Origin of the sequence: Companilactobacillus sp. HBUAS56275 (assembly GCF_036913655.1) — a bacterium.
Lineage (GTDB): Bacteria > Bacillota > Bacilli > Lactobacillales > Lactobacillaceae > Companilactobacillus > Companilactobacillus pullicola.
Map to the genome: position 1 here is coordinate 1 of NZ_JAYKKK010000003.1, position 19,924 is coordinate 19,924.

General features: G+C 36.6%; 15 protein-coding genes. 1 reads left to right on the forward strand and 14 read right to left on the reverse strand.

From position 1 onward, the window contains the following. Positions 1-289: 289 nt before the first annotated feature. The 6 genes from U8526_RS06455 to U8526_RS06480 all read right to left on the reverse strand — a co-directional run bounded on the left by U8526_RS06455 (position 290) and on the right by U8526_RS06480 (position 6,981). Positions 290-2,356, reverse strand: a complete 2,067-nt coding sequence (locus U8526_RS06455) for an LTA synthase family protein (RefSeq protein WP_334341150.1) — start codon at positions 2,354-2,356, stop codon at positions 290-292. Further along, the gene (locus U8526_RS06460; RefSeq protein WP_334341151.1) at positions 2,353-3,399 is read right to left on the reverse strand and encodes a lysylphosphatidylglycerol synthase transmembrane domain-containing protein; all 1,047 of its coding nucleotides are present in this window, start codon (positions 3,397-3,399) and stop codon (positions 2,353-2,355) included. The genes U8526_RS06455 and U8526_RS06460 overlap by 4 nt, the downstream gene beginning before the upstream one ends. Then, on the reverse strand, positions 3,399-4,433 hold the full coding sequence (locus U8526_RS06465; protein WP_334341152.1) for a glycosyltransferase family 4 protein: 1,035 nt from the start codon (positions 4,431-4,433) through the stop codon (positions 3,399-3,401). The genes U8526_RS06460 and U8526_RS06465 overlap by 1 nt, the downstream gene beginning before the upstream one ends. Next, the gene (locus U8526_RS06470; RefSeq protein ID WP_334341153.1) at positions 4,426-5,625 is read right to left on the reverse strand and encodes a glycosyltransferase family 4 protein; all 1,200 of its coding nucleotides are present in this window, start codon (positions 5,623-5,625) and stop codon (positions 4,426-4,428) included. The genes U8526_RS06465 and U8526_RS06470 overlap by 8 nt, the downstream gene beginning before the upstream one ends. A 77-nt stretch (positions 5,626-5,702) precedes the next feature. Further along, complete coding sequence (locus U8526_RS06475; RefSeq protein WP_334341154.1) at positions 5,703-6,197, reverse strand: QueT transporter family protein; 495 nt, start codon at positions 6,195-6,197, stop codon at positions 5,703-5,705. A gap of 139 nt (positions 6,198-6,336) precedes the next feature. Further along, positions 6,337-6,981 carry a deoxynucleoside kinase gene (locus tag U8526_RS06480; RefSeq protein WP_334341532.1) on the reverse strand — a complete coding sequence of 215 codons (645 nt, stop codon included), beginning with the start codon at positions 6,979-6,981 and terminating at the stop codon, positions 6,337-6,339. 257 nt (positions 6,982-7,238) lie between these two features. Between U8526_RS06480 and U8526_RS06485 the strand changes: the two genes are divergently transcribed. Continuing rightward, the gene (locus U8526_RS06485; protein WP_334341155.1) at positions 7,239-9,560 is read left to right on the forward strand and encodes a SpaA isopeptide-forming pilin-related protein; all 2,322 of its coding nucleotides are present in this window, start codon (positions 7,239-7,241) and stop codon (positions 9,558-9,560) included. A 62-nt stretch (positions 9,561-9,622) separates the two neighbouring features. Here the strand turns inward: U8526_RS06485 and U8526_RS06490 are convergent, their stop codons facing one another. The 8 genes from U8526_RS06490 to eno all read right to left on the reverse strand — a co-directional run bounded on the left by U8526_RS06490 (position 9,623) and on the right by eno (position 19,865). After that, entirely contained in the window at positions 9,623-11,410 is a 1,788-nt protein-coding gene (locus tag U8526_RS06490; protein ID WP_334341156.1) for a DUF2207 domain-containing protein, read from the reverse strand. Between the two features lie 90 nt (positions 11,411-11,500). Next, the gene (gene smpB / locus U8526_RS06495) at positions 11,501-11,971 is read right to left on the reverse strand and encodes an SsrA-binding protein SmpB (RefSeq protein ID WP_057736937.1); all 471 of its coding nucleotides are present in this window, start codon (positions 11,969-11,971) and stop codon (positions 11,501-11,503) included. A 6-nt stretch (positions 11,972-11,977) separates the two neighbouring features. Continuing rightward, complete coding sequence (gene rnr, locus U8526_RS06500; RefSeq protein WP_334341158.1) at positions 11,978-14,326, reverse strand: ribonuclease R; 2,349 nt, start codon at positions 14,324-14,326, stop codon at positions 11,978-11,980. Positions 14,327-14,334: 8 nt separating this feature from the next. Beyond that, entirely contained in the window at positions 14,335-15,072 is a 738-nt protein-coding gene (locus U8526_RS06505) for an alpha/beta hydrolase (RefSeq protein WP_334341159.1), read from the reverse strand. 60 nt (positions 15,073-15,132) lie between these two features. Continuing rightward, a complete protein-coding gene (gene secG, locus U8526_RS06510) occupies positions 15,133-15,369 on the reverse strand; it encodes a preprotein translocase subunit SecG (protein WP_025085070.1) in 237 nt (78 codons plus the stop codon). 73 nt (positions 15,370-15,442) lie between these two features. Beyond that, complete coding sequence (locus U8526_RS06515) at positions 15,443-16,984, reverse strand: ClC family H(+)/Cl(-) exchange transporter (protein WP_334341160.1); 1,542 nt, start codon at positions 16,982-16,984, stop codon at positions 15,443-15,445. A 14-nt stretch (positions 16,985-16,998) separates the two neighbouring features. Continuing rightward, positions 16,999-18,057 (reverse strand): oxidoreductase, encoded by a 1,059-nt coding sequence (locus U8526_RS06520; RefSeq protein ID WP_334341161.1) that lies wholly within the window; start codon positions 18,055-18,057, stop codon positions 16,999-17,001. 506 nt (positions 18,058-18,563) lie between these two features. Next, the gene (gene eno, locus U8526_RS06525; RefSeq protein WP_334341162.1) at positions 18,564-19,865 is read right to left on the reverse strand and encodes a phosphopyruvate hydratase; all 1,302 of its coding nucleotides are present in this window, start codon (positions 19,863-19,865) and stop codon (positions 18,564-18,566) included. Between the last annotated feature and the right edge of the window lie 59 nt (positions 19,866-19,924).

Sequence of the window (19,924 nt, forward strand, 5' to 3'; positions counted from 1 at the left end):
AACAGACAACTTAATTATCATATCGAAGTAACAAGAACATGTCAAGCACTTCTTTAAAATAATTTGGAATCAACGGAGAAGCAATTAAGCTTCAAAGCGTTGACGCCGTTGCTCTGTCGCAACAACAAGATATATATTACCAATCGTATAAAGGAGTTGCAACCCTTTTTTACAAAAAAAGTTGATTTTTTTTCAGGAGCTATCAATTTTCCAACCAAAAACAGTTCAGATGTCCTTTTTAAAGACAAACAAAAAGCGCTAGAAGCTTATTCTAGCCTCTAGCACTCATTTACTTGTTGCTGCTTAATTCAGGAGCATCTGTTTGATACAAGTCTACCATCGACTTATTATCATTCTGCTCAAGTAAACTAGTCCCCTTCTTCTTCTCTGCTGCTTTCAATTTCTTCAAGGCTGTACTCTTCTTATATGAGTAATCCTTCTTATTAACAGCTTCAAATCCAGGTAACTTATGGAATCTCAAAAGATCTCCATTAATAACTCTATCCGATAGAGATAACTCTGTGGTTACTTTATTAGATAGTTTTTCTTTCTCTGACTTAGGTACTTTCTTATCTACTTTACCAGTCTTGGTATTGTAATAAGTACTACCGACCTTCGTAATTGTTGGTGAAACAAAGTCACCATTTCTAAAGGCCACTACCTGTGAATGTTCACTTGATAGCAAATCACTACCAAATTGAACCATATTCTTATTATCAATACCTAGAAGATTCAAGATTGTTGGCAAGACATCAATTTCACCACCATAAGTGTGATTGATTCCACCTTTTAGCCCATCCATATGAATCATAAATGGTACACGTTGATATTGAGCATTATCAAAATCATTGAATCCTTTGATCCCAGTAAGCTTAGCCATGGCCTTCTTATGATTATCTGAAATACCATAGTGATCACCATAGAAGACGACCATACTCTTCTTATCTAGCCCAGTGGCCTTTAGCCAATCCATGAACTCACCGATAGACTCATCCAAGTATCTAGCTGTTTGAACGTAACCATCAACAGTCTTATCGCCGGTATCAGTTTTAGAAATAGTTTGATTCTTTTTATCCAAGGTATATGGATAGTGATTTGTAACAGTAATCAATTTAGCATAGAAAGGTTGTGGCAATTGTTCTATGTATTGAGTTGAATCCTTAAGGAAGATCTTATCCTTCATACCATAGCCAACATTGTAGCTCTTCTTTTGCTTGTAGTAGTTAGAACTAAAGAAGTAATCATAGCCCCATGACTTATAAGCATTATCACGATTCCAGAAACTTGGAACATCCCCATGGAAGGAGGCACTAGTATAGCCGCCCTCCTGATCCAAAATAGCAGGTGCTGCTTGGAAAGTATTTGACGTACCATCGGTAACCATTGCTGAACCTTCAGGCAAACCAAACAATGAGTTTTCAAGCATCAATTCCGCATCAGCTGTCTTACCTTGTCCAACTTGGTTAAAGAAGTTGTCAAAACTCAACGTATTGCTTTCGTGATAAATCTTATTTAGATTAGGTGTTACTTCTTCATCATCCCATTTATAGTCGATCATGAATTGTTGCAAACTCTCCAAATGAATAATGAAGACATTTTTACCCTTGGCAACACCAGTATATTCAACATTGGGCTGAACATAGTTATCCTTCATATATTTCTCAATTGAATCGATATCAGAACTTTTAGCTTGTGACTTAACAGCATTAGTCTTTGTCGTCTTGACCAAATCGTAAATGTTAAAGACGTTGAGTCCCAAGTACTTAACAATATAATTATTATCAAATGTTCTTGTTAATAATTGAGAACGATCACTTTCAGCTAAAGTTAAATTAGCACCAAATAACAAAACAGCTAATGAACTGATTAAAACAGGAATACGCCAATTTAGACGTTTAACATCCATCTTTATAACGTGGAAAGCTAATAATAATATCAGAACAATAACATCAAGAAAAACTAGAAAATCAGTTGGTTTTAAGATTCCCATGATACTCTTACCAAGATTATTGGTTACTGAGCCTGATCCTTTAATAAGCACCATTGTAAGGAAATCCGAAAATTCTCGATAATACAAAATATTCGAGAATAGCCAAACCGAATCTAAAAAATCAATGATCAGAAGAAAAATATAAGACTTTCTTCCTTTCATGTATAAAGCAATCCCAAACAGCAACAACATGATTGGAATTGGATTAATAATCATTAAAAATGTCTGAATCGATCCTTTTACACCTAAGTTAAACTTAGTCGTATAAGCATAAATCGTTTTCAGAGTATATAAAAACACAGCTAGAAGTACAAATCCTAGCCTAGTGTTTAAAAAATTGGAAATACCTTTAGTAATACGCTTCATTGTTTTCGCTCCATAGATTTATTAGCAACTTGTTGTTCAATTTTTGGTTTCTTTGAAACTGCGATAATCCCTAAGAACATCCCCAAATAATACGTAATAAATCTCCATAAAAACATACCTAAAATCAAGCCTGATGAAGAAGGTATAAATCCAGCAAACAATGTCTTGAAACTGAATTCTGCCCCACCTGATCCACCAGGAATAGGAAAGATTGAAACAATCATAACAATCATAATATGCATAACTAATACATCGATTATATTTACGTGGTCACAATTCAAAGCCAATAAAACAAAATAAACTACAAAGTAGTATAGGAATAATTGCAAGATTGTTAATAGTGATGCTTTGATCACTTTTTTCTTCTCTTGCTTTAAAACTAAACTCTCTTTGTAAAAACTATCAATACTGTCTATAGCTGACTGTAAAATTTTATCACGTTTTTCTTCTTTTAGAAAAAATAAAACCGGTTTCAAAACAATTTGTACCATTTTTTTTGTAAAATCGTAGTAATACATGATCATAAGTAGGAACGAAATCGTTACAACGTGAATTACCATTCCGAAGACGATTAAGGTCGCTAATCCAGAAAAATGCTTAGCAACACTACTGAAACTAACTAACATTGCCACGATAAAATTGACCAATACCATCGCCTGGTAAATGACAAACTTCATTAATAAGACGGAACTAGCGCGACCACCGTCAATCTTTGACTGCATCAAACCAATCAATTGTGCTGGTTGACCACCTGAAGAGAAAGGTGTAATTGCATTAAACAGTGCCTGGATCAAAGGAATACGATACATTTCCCACCAGCCAAATTTACGATCTTCTTTCTTCTTCAATAACGTATGCAAGACCATTGCTTCGACCCCATACGATAAGAGAATTGATAAGAACGCCACTGCTAGCCAAAAGTAGTTCAAACTTTTAAAAGTTGAAACCAAGGAATTAAAGTCGATATTTCTAGCTTCCCAGCCAAAAATACCAACACCTAATCCCAACATTACAAAAATTGCTGCTATATGTTTTCTATCCATTATTTATCCCGTTTAGCAATATTATATTGTTCTGTATAAAAGTCATACCAAATCTTACTCAAATTATCCTCTGAGTACTGATTTGCTGCTTCTTTAGATTTCTTCTTGAAGTCCTCTAAGATAGAACGATCTTGATTGGCATGATTAATGAAAACATTCATGTCTGAAAAACCATCTGCTTTTTGATAGTAGCCATCAATAATGGCACGATACAATTCCAAGTCTCTCAACAAAACAGGTGCCCCACAACTAAATGCCTCTAAAACTGACATTGGGAACAACTCATCGTATGAAGGCAACAAGAATAAGTCACAAATATTATAGTAGTTAACTAAATCATTGCGGTCGACTATACCTGTAAACGTCATATTATCGGGTGCATTATCGATCATATCTTTATAGCGGTCGTAACCATCAGTAATCTTGCCAAATGAAAATCCACCTGCCCAAATAAATTGAATATCTGGATTAACTTGAGCTAACTTGTAAAAATCATCGATACCTTTACGTTCCTGCACTTGTCCGTCACCAAAAACAACAAATTTATCTTCAGGAACACCAATCTTCTTACGGAATGCGGCCTTTTCTTCAGCACTCTTTTCGTAAAAGTTATCGGTTGAAACAAAATTAGGAATATATTTGATTTTCTTACGGTCCAAACCATGTGCTACTAACTTATCAATGAAAGTTGGATTAACAACCACAATTTGGTCCATGCGTTTGTAAAAACTGATCACATAGTTATAGAAGACGCCACGTGCTGGTTGAGGTAATTTGATACTTCCCTCCAGTGTCTCTGGTAAGAAGTGAACATAACCTATCTTGCGGCCTCTTTTTTTAGAAAATGTAGATAAATAGAACTGTGGATCAATTGTGTGATAGTGACTTAAATCACTGCGGTGATAATCATTTATCTTAATATCGAATTCATCACTAAAACGATCTTTTAGCAAATTAATTAATTCAGTATAAGCACTACCTACACCTTGACCTGCAACTTTATCTGCGGATGAAAACATGTTTATTTTAATCATTAGAATACTCCTCTGGATCGATTGATGAATCTGAAAGTTTCTCTCTGACGAAGTAATCCTCGGCATGACGATAAAAATCAAGAATCGAGTTACCAAATCCATCTGATGAAATACCATATAATACCTTTTGACGGGCTTCACGATCATCGAATGAGTTAGGATGATCAAGATATGTCTTGATCTTAGGTACTAATTGGTCATCTTGACTGAATGTTACACCAACTGAAGGATCAGTCAACAAGGCATCAGTATATGGTGCACTTCTAACTACAATCTTAAGGCCAGAAGCAATTGCTTCAATATAAGTCAGACCTTGAGATTCCGTATCACTAGAAGACACAAAAAGATTAGCCATATGGTAGTAAGGCGAAATCTCATCGTGCGCTACTTCACCAGTGAAAATAACATTATCACTGATATGCAAATCCTTACTCATTTGAACTAGTTCGTCCATATCTGGTCCGTCACCAACAATTACTAACATAATCTTAGGATTATACTTTAATAATTCTGGCATGGATCTGAGCATATGGTCAATTTTTTTCTCCAAAGCAATTCGACTAAGCATTAAAATAACTGGCGTATCTTCAGCTATACCCAATTTTTCACGAATCACAGATGCATTGACAGGCTTTGTATATTCAGACAAGTCAACACCTGTTGGAATTATCGAGATGGGAGTCTTGATACCATAACGATCCATAGTTTCTTTCACTTGCTTACTTGGTGCAACTACACCTGAAGCATTTTTCAAAAATAATTTTGTCATTTGCTTAACATGATATGGTTTCAACAAGTGACCATTTAAGACGTAATGCAAATAATCCTCATACATTGTGTGGTATGTATGAACAAATGGAATCTTCAATTGCTTAGCAACAAATTTTCCAATCATCCCCAAAGAGAATTCTGTCTGGGTATGCACAATATCTAGCTTTAATTCCTTAGCTAATTCAACGGCATGGAACATTCCTCTGATAGCGATTCTTCTGTCTGTAAAAGAAATAAAAGGCACACTAGTCAGACGAAAGATATTAGGCTCAATCGTATTCTTAGGCACATTAGGATCTGTTGTCGTAAAAATATAAACTGAATGTCCTTTTCTCTCCAAATCGTTCTTTAATGTTTGAATTGATGTTGCTACCCCACTCACTTGAGGAAAGTACGTATCAGTAAAAATTCCGATGTTCATAAAATCACATCTCCTTGCAAACTCTATAAAGTAGATTATAACAAAAAAATGAGGGAAGAACTTCCCTCATCTCTGCCTTACTTTATTAATTTACTAAAACTCTTATTTTGCATCAAGAAATAGAAAATCACTGCACCAATTGCTACGACAACCAATTCACCTAAACCAACTGTAACGAAGTTCAATGCGAATGGTAGTTTCAAAACAAAATGTAGCTCAGCTCCAACAATCAAACCGTTCACGACGGCACAGATCACAGGAACCAACCATAAGTTCTTTGTCTTAGCTGGTACTCTAGTAATCAAGTAGCAAGCAATAGCTGTTGCTAATGTTCCTAGAACCAAATCGTAAGCCCCTAATGATGCACTGAAAATATTCGAGATAAAACATCCAATAATCAAAGACCAACTATATTTATGATTAAAAAATGGCAATAACATCAAGATCTCTGAAACACGAAATTGGATCTGACCGTAGGAAAACGCTGAAATAACCGGTGCAATGGTTATTGCTACATAAAGCGCTGCTACCAAGGCCAATTGTGTGATATCTCTTACTTTTAAATTACTCAAAATAAAACCCTCCACTGTTTTAATTAATTCTGCAGGTTCATCAGTGTAAACTGCTCTTAATAGGTTATCTTATTTTCAACTCGGTATCAAGCCAATAAAAAAGACAAAGCCAACTATTGGCCTTGTCTAGTCTTATCTATTATTTTAAAGTACCACGGTTACGTAATTGTTCATCGATCAATTCAAGAACCTTCTTACGGTCATCAGAATTTTCAACGAAGTCATACTTGTCGCCATCGATCTTCATCTTAGGACTGTAATCATAATCGTCATACCAACCATCGTAGCGGTCTAGTAGTTGATGATAGTATTCTGGTAAAGTTGGATCTTGTTCTGGTTGTTCATATGAACGACCACGTTTTTCAATACGGTGAATCATCGTATCATAAGAAATGTCCAAATGTACTAATAGGTCAGGTGCTTTCTTAGCAGCAGCATATGGTAGTTCTTGCATCATATTAGCCAAAAGTTCGTCATAAACTTTTACTTCTTGTGGAGTAGCTCTGCCCATATCGGCATTCATGTGGAAGAATAATGAATCTTCGTAGATTGAACGGTCCAAAACATTATTGTCTTGTACCATAGCTTTCTTAATTGAATCAAAACGTTTGTTCAAAAAGTAAATTTGTAGTAAAAATGCATATTTTTTAGGGTCTTTATAAAATAATGGCAAAACCGGATTATTATCAACTTGTTCATAGAAAGCCTCAGTTCCTAAGTGTTCTGATAAAATAGTCGCCAATGAACTCTTTCCGGCTCCAATTGCGCCGCTCAATACGATCATCATTATTCTCCTCCGTAGGTTTTATTTCTATATTTGCTTTGTTAATTTGTAAAAAAACAACATTCACTATGATACCACTTAGTCCATATATGTTGTATATTTTTTTACAATTTCACCATATGTGGTATTTATCACAAGTAGTTATTTCCTTATTAATAATGTTTTTAAATAATAAAATAATATTTATCTTTAGCCCCTATCGTATTTACTTCAATAATCCTATAATTGGGATGTAATGTTTAAGAAAGGGGAAAAACATGGGGAATAAATTACGAAATATTTTCAGTGCTCTCATAGCTGGACTAGCTGTTGTAGTTTTGGCCTTTACTTTTAATAGTAACGATGCTAAAGCTGCTACAAATTATACTAATACAGATATGATCACGAATACCGTTATTACTAATAATACTCCTGGTAAAGAGTATAGTATGGGCGGAACTGTAAAATTACAGTACGATTATGACTCAACGGGATATGATCTTCACAGTGGAGATACTTTGACCATCTCTGTACCTACTCCACTAGAAGTTATACCAAATAGTACTCCGTTTGATGTTATCGGAGAAAATGGTGAAGTTATTGGTACGGCTGTTTTAGGTGAGGGTAATAATATCATCGTTACTTTTAATGACAATATTGAAGACCTTCACAATGTTAAGGGAACACTTAACATCGATACCGGTGTTACTGTTGATCGTAACCATGCACAAGTTGGTGAAAACGATGTCATCTTCGGTATCAAGGATAATCAGAACCAAAATGATACCATTAACGTCAAATCTAATGATAAAAACATCTCAAAAAAGGGTGTTTTAGGTACCGACGCTGAGGGAAATGAAATTGTTACATGGACTATTATAGCTAACCGTAATGAATTGAACTTCGGTACGTTAAGTGTCTATGATACGATTACTGATCCTAACCTAGCGTATGTTCCTGGTACAGTTGTAGTTCAAGAAGCAACTTGGAAAGATAAGAATAGTGGCACTTACAAGCGTGGGGACACTGTTTCTTCAGATAAATACACACTAAACGAGACTGACAAGGGATTTTCACTAGAAATTCCAAACTCTGGAACTCAAATGTATGCTATTACTTTTCAGACTAAGGTTACCGATCCTAGTCAAATATCCGCTGGAACATCTTTTAAAAATGATGCCAACATGATAGGAACTTTCCCAGGCAGTGGTAATGATTCTAAACAAATCGAAGAAACTGCTTCTGGAAAAGTTTCTAGCGGAACTAATTCAGGTAATGGTAGTGGAGACAAACTTGGTGGTGTTACATTAACTAAACTTAATGAGCAAAACATCAATGAACCATTAGCAGGTGCTGTTTACGACCTTTATAAAGTCGGTTCAGATACTCCAGTTAAAACTAATTTGACAACTGATGAAAACGGTCAGATCAAATTGACTGGTCTTAGTGCTGGTGATTACTACTTTAAAGAAGTTACAGCTCCTAGTGGCTATCAACTAAATGAGAATGAAATTCCATTTACTGTCACAGGACAAACTACAACTCCTGTTGAAGTAACAGGTGTCGACGAACCTGAAAAAGAAGAATTGGGTTCAATCGTTATCAAAAAAATTGATGCTGAAACTGGCTATAAATTAGCTGGTGCTGAATTCAATATTGTTAACGATAAAGGCGAAGTTGTTGGAACAATCACTACTGACCGTTTAGGTCTTGGTCACTTCTACAACCTGCCAGTTGGTCATTATAAGTTAGTTGAAACTAAAGCTCCTGAGGGTTATCTCAAAGGTGAAGATATCGAATTTGATATCACGGCTGATGATTTAACACCTGCGCTTCTTTCTGTAGAAAATGAAAAAGAAGTTGCCTTCGAGGATTTGTACAGCACTCTATTACAAAAATTTGATCGTGATGATATGACTACTGGTGTCCCTGGTGCTGAATACACACTTTATACTAAAGATGGTAAGGCTTTGACAACCAGCGTCACAAACGAACTCGGCATTATCAAAGTTGATAATCTTCCACTCGGAGATTATTACTTCGTAGAAACTAAAGCTCCAGATGGATATGAACTAAATCCTGATAAGATCGAATTTTCTATTACTGAAGAATCACCTGAAAATGGTAGTAAACCACAAATAACATCCGATCCAAAGAAAGAAACTGAAGAACCTGGTACTGGAGAGCCCGGTACTGGAGAACCTGGTACCGAAGAACCAAGTACTGAAGAACCCGGCACTGAAGAACCAGATACTGACAAACCTGGTACCGAAGAGCCAAGTACTGAAGAACCTGGAGATAACAATGGTAACGAAGGTAATACTTCTAAGCCTGATGAAAATGGCAATGGTGATAAGGATGATAACAACGGTGGTTTAATCGTTGATCCTGAACATCCTGCTACAGACAATAACAATAATGAAGGTGGACTTATCACTAACCCATTGAACCCTGGTACTTCAAACAATGGCAATAGTTCTACTTCAGAATCTAATGGTGACACGCTTCCTCAAACTGGTGCTGAATCCGGTTTGTTAGCAAGTCTTCTAGGATTCGTTCTTCTAATTAGCATTGCATATATTAATCGTCGTCATGCTTAATTAGATAATTAAAAATGGACTGAGAAAATATTCTCAGTCCATTTTTTTGTCTCAATCTATTTTTAGAAAGCTCCACCACCGGAACCTCCCCCGAAACCTCCAGATCCGCCACCTGAGAAGCCACCAGATCCACCTGAGATACTTGATGAACCCCCAGCTGAAATTGCTCCTGTAAAGGCTGTTTGGAAGCCTGTACTGCTATTAAGAAAACTGGCAGTCCCAATGTAGTAATAAGCAATAGGCGAATTGTTAACCACATCGGCTCCAAAGTTGACTTTCAATGCATTAATCACTCTATCAGAAACGCCAAATACTACTGCATATGGCAAGAAGCGTTCCCACAAAATAATGTCACCCACTTCAGCCATTTTGATATCATCGATATCTTGTAGCATCCGTTTAAAGGCTCTGATTTTATTAACCTCTTCTTCACCTAAGTCTGTATAAGGTGTAATTCTCTTTTTAACGATAAAATATGGAATCCAGACTGCAAGTCCAAGGGCAATCAAGATTGTGCTAACAGCTAAAATAGTACTGCTGAGGACGAAAGTTATTATCAACATGATGAATAAAATAATATCAACAGCAATCGTCGAAACTTTGAAACTATCGACCAAATTCATATTACCGATATCCAAATATTTCTCGCGGCCTTTAGCTGCATCCTTAGACCACTTATTGAACTCATCAGTCATCTTATCATCATTACCCCTAGCAGACTTACGAATTTGCTTCAACCGGACTGACTTTCCATCACCGATTTTTTCGATCAAATACTTAAAGAATTCATTGGTCGGTGGGACTAAAGCTGTAATTTCATAATCCTTACCAATTTTATCAATCTTCATACGGCGGTAACCAACTTCATTCAACAAATCAGCTGTCAAAGAATTGCTGTTAGCCTCCGATTGACGATCCAAAATTATTTCAGTAAAACTAGGAATAAATTCAGGTTCATCAAATATATGATATAAAGGCGTTGGTATCTGATGCTTTTGACCTGGATTCTTACGCAATTTAATAAATTGATAGAGGTAAATAATAACAATAACTGCCGCAGCGATTGCCATCATTATCCAATAGAAAGTCTTTTCTCGCTGTCTTTGAGCATTGGCCTGCTCTGCCAGAGATTTTTCATTTGCTAGAATCCTCGACTTAGCCTTTTCATTAACTACGTTCTTATTAGCTGACGTCACAGCTGTTGGAAAAATGACATGACTTTCAACTGATTTATTGGCTGACAATTCATCCAAAGTCATCACTACTCGTCCATTTTTCTTGTCCACTTCTGTATGACCAGAAAGCGGTCCGTGTGTCCACGCTTGCAATTGAGAAATATTCTTCTGTGGGAAATTCAAAGTTAATTTAATATTGTTTAAATCGTTATCCCAACCATTACCAATGATCTTCCAATTCAACTCTGCTGTATCCAAATAATTGGTAATAACACCATAGAGCTGATATTTATAGGTATAGGTCACCATCTCTGAATCGACCGCGTGATAAACTTTCATGTCCATCGACTTATCAGTTCTAGTCACTTTGACAGTATCGTTTTGACCAGAATCATTATTGGCTAATGTCTTAATTCCAGATCCGTCATTGTAGCTGACTACCGGATCACTGGCACCCTTGATACCTCTTAGGTCCTGATCGTAGTAGACCCCGTGATAATCACCTTGAAAATCATAGGTAATATTCTGAGTTAAGTCAGCGTTACCATCTTTTTTAATATCGACGACAACATCATACTTTTTTACCGTGAACTTATCGGCTTTTACAACAGTAGTAGTTTGAAACGCTAGAAACATTGCTAAAAAAGCAAATAACAGCCCTACTAGTTTTTTCATTTGATCCCCCATTGAATCATTAATAAACTAATTTTATCATATTTTAACATTTTAAAATTTTAGGTAAAAAAAAAGCGATCAATCGAAAGATTAATACGCATTCTTAACAATACGTTGAATTTCTCTTTCTTGATCACGTTTTTTAATTGTCTCACGTTTGTCGTACTTTCTCTTACCTTCAGCTACGCCAATCAATACTTTAGCAAAGCCATGTTTCAAGTAAACTTTCAAAGGAATTACAGTAATTCCCTTCTCTTGAACGGTTGAACTTATTTTGCGGATTTCTTTTTTATGTAAAAGCAACTTACGATTTCTCAATGGATCGTGATTAAATTGATTTCCTTGGTCATAAACGCTGATATTAACGTTTTCTAACCAGAGCTCCCCATTTCTAGGTTGAACGAAACCATCTTTAATATTGATTTTGCTTGCACGGACTGATTTGATCTCAGTTCCTGTCAAAGAGATACCCGCCTCATACGTATCTAAAATATTGTAGTCATGACGAGCTTTACGATTATTAGCTACCTCATTAGCAGCCTTTGTGTGATGTTTCTTCATCATTCATCACCGACTTTCGTATTTACCACGTCTCTTATGGTTATTATTGTTGTGGCTCTTGTTATTACTATTACCATTGCCACGTTTATCATTATGACGTCCATGTCCACCACGGCCACGACCATGTTGCATTGAACGTTTCTTCTTAAATTCAGCTTCACGTTTGTCAGCTTGTTCTTGCTCTTCAGGAGTTAGAACACGTTCAAAGTCAATTTGACGATGCTCAACATCAGCTCTGATCAATTTAACTTTGATTGCTTGTCCAACCTTGAAGGTCTTACCTGTACCACGACCATGCATGGACATACTCTTTTCATCATATTCATAGAAGTCATCCTTCATGTTAGAAATATGAATCAAACCTTCAACGGTATTATCCAATTGAATGAACATCCCAAAGCTTGTTACGGAACTAACAACAGCGTCGAACTCGCTACCAACTTGATCAGCCATATATTCAGTCTTCTTCAAGTCATCAACGGCACGTTCAGCATTGATAGAAATTCTTTCACGGCCAGAAGTATGTTCAGCAACATCTGGCAATTTAGCTTTCCACTTAGCCTGCTCATCATCAGTAAAGCCATTAACAGCATAACTGTGAATCATACGATGTACCATCAAATCAGGATAACGTCTGATTGGTGAAGTAAAGTGAGTGTAATACTTAGCAGCCAAACCAAAGTGACCCAATGGATTGTCAGAATATCTAGCTTGTTGCATACTACGCAATAACATAATTGTAACAACTGGTTCTTCTGGTGTATCCACAACCTTGGCTAAAACATCTTGGAACATTTTTGGTGTAATTTCTTTCAAATTACCGTGAACTGGTACACCCATTGCAGCAACAAATTCGAAGAAGTTCTTAACTTTTTCATCATCTGGTTTTTCATGGACACGATATAAGAATGGTACGTGCTTCAAGTTGTAATTCATCGCTACTGTTTCGTTAGCAGCCAACATGAATGATTCGATCATCTTTTCGGATGTTCCACGTTCTCTTAATTTAATGTCGATTGGCTTACCATTTTCATCGACAATAATTTGTGCTTCTGTTTCTTCAAAGTCAATAGCACCACGTTCATGACGTTTGTTGAATAAAATTTCATGAAGGTCAGCCATGTTTTTCAACATTGGAACTAGTGGAGCGTACTCTTCAGTAAGAAGCTCGTCACCCTTCAAAATTTCATTAACATTGTTATAAGTCATACGATATTTAGATCTGATCACACTAGGATAGATGTCATACTTGACGACATCCCCTTGATGATTAATTTCCATATCACATGTCAAAGCTAAACGATCTTCATTCGGATTCAAAGAACAGATTCCGTTTGATAATCTGAATGGCAACATTGGAATTACTCGGTCAACCAAGTAAGTACTTGTTCCACGGGCATAAGCCTCTTGATCAATTGGAGAACCTTCTGTGACATAGTGTGTAACATCAGCAATATGAACTTCCAAATGGAAATTGCCATTTGGCAACATATCAACGCCGACAGCGTCATCAAAGTCTTTTGAGTCGTCCCCATCAATAGTGATAACCATATTATCAGTTAAGTCTTTACGACCTTCTCTCTCACTATCTAGGACATGATCAGGAATTTCTTCAGCAGCTTTAAGGACTTCACTTGGAAATTCTGGATTGATATCGTTATCAACAACAATTGACATAATATCAACACCGGGATCATTTTTATTACCAATGATCTCTAAAGCAGTACCTTCCATACTTTGGGGATGCTTATCATTAGGATACTCATCAATCGAAACTTGAACCATATCGCCCATCTGTGGATGAAGTCCCTTGTCAGAAATGAAAATCATATATGAAGCAATTTTCTTTTCATGACTTTGAATATAACCGTAAAAACCAGTTTTTTCGACTTGTGAGTCACTATATGGATGGAATTCACCGACGACTTTAGTCAATGATCTTTCCACAATTTTAGTGATCTCACCTTCAGGTCCTTTGTCGATCCAAGGATTTGATGGCTTAGTAATCTTGACGTCAACGACATCACCATTAACAGCATGTAAAGTGTTGCTTCTAGCAATAAAAGCATCAGGTTCTACTTCGTCATAACGAACAAAACCAAATCCCTTGTCATTACCCTTAAATTCACCTTCAACTGTTGTTTCAGGTGCAGCCATCTTAAATTCATCCTTGTTAGTTAGACTAATTTTGCTTTCGCCTTCCAAAACAGCCAAAGCCTTTACGACACGCTTAAAGGCCGAAGCCCCATGCATTCGTAGTATATCTTCAATTTGTTCAGATTTATAGCGACGATCAGGGTTACTTCTGAAGACCTCTAATATATCTGCAATTAATTTATTTTCTTTATCTGGCATTTCTATCCTCAATTATTTTCTAAAAAGTTTAACACGGCACTCTCCAATTGGTGGTGAGCACTGTTGATGGTTAGGACATGCCCTGCATCATACCAATACAATTGTGATGTTCCAACCTTTTGAGCCACAAATTTTGCGGCATCCGGATTTACTAATTTATCTCTCGTACCTTGACCAATAAAATATGGTCGGTTTATTTCAGCCAAATTTTCAGTTACACCAGCGGTAGTTTTGTTTATCTCTGTTAACATTGAGTCAATCTTAGAATCTACAATTCTAATTTTAGAATCAATTTCAACTTCTGTTAAGCCCTGTTGAAAAGAATACACCTTTTTAGCATAAGTCATAAAGGCATTTCTTATTTCCTGAAAGTTAGTCGTACCTAGTGGTGATCCAAAAACACCACCTGAAACTACTTCCGGAATCTCTTCTAAGGCTTTAGTGGCAAAGATTGCTCCCAAGGACAACCCGAAAACCGAAATTTGCATTTTCCCTTGAGATTTCAAAAATTCCACTGCTTCAAGTGTCTGTCTCCACCATTGATCAGGTCCACCAAGATTTAAGATATCTAATGGTTCAGAAGTTCCATGACCGGCAAACATTGGCGCATAAGCAGAATAGCCGCTTCGTTCCAAAAATCTACCTAATAAACGCATGTCATTAGCCGTGCCTGAGAAAGAATGTAAAAGAAGAACTGCACTTGAACCCTTATCAAAATAAAATGGTTTGGGCGTTAAAATTTTCATATCACAAATGCTCCTTATAACAAAAAACCTCCTGAGTAACTTTCAGGAGGAATAAATTGCTTAGTGAGATGATAAGTATACTAGTATCAATGAACAAACGAAAAATAACACTAGTAAAACGTAGGTAACCTTAACCATAAAGGCTTCGAATCCACGTTTCTTTTGGTTGCTGAATAAGTCGCCACCACCACCAGATAATGCATTCAAAGCATCTTGTTGCTTTGTAGGTTGCATTAAGACGGCAATTATTATCAAAATGGAAACGATTATCAACACTGTTTCAATAACGTTATACACCTGTAAAACCTCCGTTCATGGTGTCGAAAGCTGAAATCACTTCTAAAACAATAACATAAAATGAGTCAAATTTCTAGTTTATTCCATTAATCATATTCTTTAATTTCCGTGATATTTTAGCTCTCTGACCAGCATTTACCATAACAACAATTCTATCGCCGGCTTTAATTAAAGTATCACCATTTGGTATTAATTGACGCTCTCCTCGATAGACTCCCACGACTAAAATATCTTTAGGAAATGGAATGTCTCGAATGTATTTACCATCAATTGAACTACCCTCATAAATTGGTACTTCCAAGCGGTCAGTAAACTTGCTGACACGATTCAAATAATTAGAATTTAAGTTTAATCTTTCTTTCAATGATTCATAGATTGGTGCTCCATTCAAAAGATCCACTACAATATACGCTACTAAAGACAACACTGCTAATGGCATCAAATGTTTCAAAGAACCAACCATTTCTGTAACCAGAATAATAGCCGTAAATGGTGCTTTACCAATACAAGCAAAGTATCCGGCCATTGCAAAGATAATCAGATTACTCTCAAAAGCAATCGGCAACAAACCTAACTGGTTCATCACTACCGCATAAATAGCACCAATAATGGCACCCAAATTTAAAATAGGAAGAAAAATACCCCCAGGTAATCCTGATCCATACGAAATCATTGAATAGACAAATCTTAAAACCAATAAACCTAATAATAACGTAAGACTAGTTCCATATTTATCTAGGTTGATGATAATACCATTACCACCGCCAATGAATTGTGGAAAAGCCATTCCAATAGGAACGATTAAAATTAGCGGGACAATACCTTGAATAAATCGAGGCAACCTAGTCTTCTCATAAATTGCCGGCATCGACAACAGAACAATTTGATAAAGACGTCCCATTAATCCTAAAACAATTCCTAAAATAACTAAATGCCAATAATATTTTACTGGCAAACTGTATTGATATGGTACTTGTAAAACAGGTTGTAAGCCAAAGACGTAGAGTGCGACAACATTGGCGCTAACTGCACTAGCTAAGGAAGTCACCCAAACTAAAGGTGAAAAATTATGATAAACTTCCTCCAAGACAAACATTGCCCCTGCAATTGGTGCACTGAATGCTGCTGCCAATCCGGCTGCCGCACCACTAGCTATCAAAACACGTTGATTGACGCCACGATTATCATGCGTTAAATCGCCAACACCTTGTCCAATAGCTGAACCTAATTGAATTGAAGGTCCCTCACGACCTAAGAATAGTCCAGGACCAATACTCAAAATACCTCCGACAAATTTACGCCACAAAATTGACCACCACTTCAGGTGCATTTCTCCACCCAATTGAGCTTCAACTTGCGGAATACCAGAACCAGAGATATTAGGTTCTTTCTTAAGCAAATAGCCAACAAAGACTGCAATTACGATCATCGCAATCAATAAACCAATTAATAAACTCAAATTGCTTCTAGCAGTTACATAAAGTCCTTGAAAAACTTTTAATGAATGAGCTATTGACCATCTAAACATACTTACAACAATTCCTGAAATTACTCCGACCAGAACACCCTCTAAAGTCAGTTTTAACTTCTCATTATCAGTAATTGCTATTTTCATTTTTATCCCCTGCATTAAAAGTTTAATTTTGGTACATCATAGACTGATGGTGATGGTTGATAGAATCCAGCTTCCAACAATTCCATATCAGTCAAAATCTGCTCGTCGGTTACCAATCTTGGTTGATTATTGACCAAAGTTTGATAAACCGAATCATAATACAAACCATAGTCGCCTAATGGTGTCTTAATTTGTTTTTCAATCCAATCCCCATTAGCATTACGATACTTAGCAATACCATAATACATTGGACTGTCCTCACCAAAACCAGCTGTTCCTGGCATAATTCCAGCTTTTAAATCATTTTCTTGTTGGTCGGCACCATACTTAATGAATGAACCATTCATTCCATGAATAATAAAACGAGGATACTCTTTGGCAACGTCAGTACTTACCTTGACCTTAACCTTCATTTTTGTGCCATAATGCAAGTCAACATCGAAGTAGTTATCCACAGCATCACTTACTTCAGTGTTTCTAATATCATAAACAACCTTATCCGGACGGCCAAAGATAGCTACCATACGATCCATCAAATGAATTCCTAAACCATAAAATTCACCCTGTTCTTTTGTTCCCTTGCCGTTGACTGTATTGGGACGGTAATAGTCAATATGTGATTCAACTTCCACAATATCGCCTAAGAAACCTTGATCTATTACTTGTTTAGCTGCCAAATAGTCACCATCAAAGCGACGATTTTGATATGGCATAACTAAAACATTATTATCCTTACCTAATTGGATCAATTCACGAGCATGATCCAAGGTATCAACAAATGGCTTTTCAACAATAACTGATTTTTTAGCCTCAATTACACTTTTAGCCAATTCATAATGTGTTTGAGCTGGAGTACAAATTGTTACTAAATCAATTTCCGGATCATTCAAAATATCATTTAAATCATTAGTGAAATTAACACCTTTGTCACGATAAGGCTTAGCTAAATCTTCATTGACTGCCCTGCGTGTGTAAACTGTTTTCACTTGAAAATCTTTTCGAATATTCAAATATGGTAAATGATAGCGATTGGCCGATTTACCAAATCCAATAAATGCAACTTTTAACGTCATTTCATTCTCCTCCAACTATTTCTGCTTATGGTTTTTACTTAAATTTGATTATAGTGGGAATGGGAATATGTTTGTTTTGCCATCCTCCGCAACAAGAAAATTTGGCCGGAACGCCATGGGCCGACTGGAAGCTAATAAATTTGCACTTTGTGCAAATTCATGGATTTTCAAGTTCGACCTTTACCTAAGCGATAAATCGCTAAGGTAAATTTCATGGCTGAGCCAATTTTCTTATTGCTCCGGACTAGTTTCTTATTCTATTATTTATATCTTTAAAATATCAGCTAATACAAGCACCGTTTACTGAAATATCCAATGCCTCATACACTCAGCCCACCATATCCCAGCAGCTCACTGATCTTCTACTACCGACGGGCGTACTTCCATCAAATCAGTTGATATCTTTCCCAATCAAACATAAGTAAAAACTCCACTTATACATTGTACAAAAAAATTGCACAAAAAAAACAGCCCTAAGGCTGTTTTAATCAATTACTTAAAAGTAATTATTTGTTCAAGTTGTAGAAACTCTTGATACCCTTGTATTCAGCTTGGTCACCAAGTTGATCTTCAATTCTCATCAATTGGTTGTACTTAGCAATACGGTCTGTACGGCTCATTGAACCAGTCTTGATTTGACCTGCGTTTGTAGCAACAACAAGGTCAGCAATTGTTGTATCTTCTGTTTCACCAGAACGGTGTGAAACAACGGCTGTGAAGCCAGCTTCTTTAGCCATTTCGATAGCTTCGAATGTTTCTGTAAGTGTACCGATTTGGTTAAGCTTGATAAGGATTGAGTTTGAAACTCCCATTTCAATACCCTTCTTCAAGTAGTCTGTGTTTGTAACGAACAAGTCATCACCAACAAGTTGTACTTTCTTACCAAGTTTAGCAGTAACTTTTTGCCAGTCTTCCCATTCGTTTTCATCGATAGGATCTTCGATTGTAACAACTGGGTACTTGTCAACGATACCATCAAGCAAGTCGATAAATTCGTCTGTTGAAAGAACAGCACCGTTTTCGCCTTCACCCTTTAGTTCGTACTTGTGAGTGTCTTTGTTGTAGAATTCTGATGAAGCACAGTCAAAACCAATAGCAACGTCGTCGCCAGGCTTGTAACCAGCTTTTTCAATAGCTTCAACCAAAATCTTGAATGGTGCTTCGTTGTTTTCTAGATCAGGAGCGAAACCACCTTCATCACCAACAGCTGTGTTCAAGCCACGGCCTTCAAGAACCTTCTTCAATGATTGGAAAGTTTCTGAACCCATACGTACGGCTTCACGCATTGATTTTGCACCAACAGGTACAATCATGAATTCTTGGAAGTCAACGTTGTTGTCAGCATGCTTACCACCATTGATAACGTTCATCATAGGTGTTGGCAATACGTGAGCATTAGGACCACCAAGGTATTCGTACAATGGAAGACCTAATTCGTCAGCAGCAGCACGAGCAGCAGCAAGTGAAACACCAAGAATAGCGTTAGCACCTAAAGTACCCTTGTTTGGTGTACCGTCAAGGTCGATCATAGCTTGGTCAATGGCACGTTGGTCAGTAACGTCCATGCCGATAACCTTTTTAGCAATCTTGTCGTTTACGTTAGCAACGGCTTTAAGAACACCCTTGCCACCAAAACGTGATTTGTCGCCATCACGTAATTCAACAGCTTCGTGTTCACCAGTTGAAGCACCTGATGGAACAAGTGCGCGGCCAAAGCCACCTAGTTCAGTATATAGTTCAACTTCAACAGTTGGGTTACCACGTGAATCAAGAACTTCACGGCCTAAAATATCAGTAATTACAGACATATTTTAAAAATCTCCTTTATGATTTTAATACAACATAATTTTAACCTTTTTGGCACTTA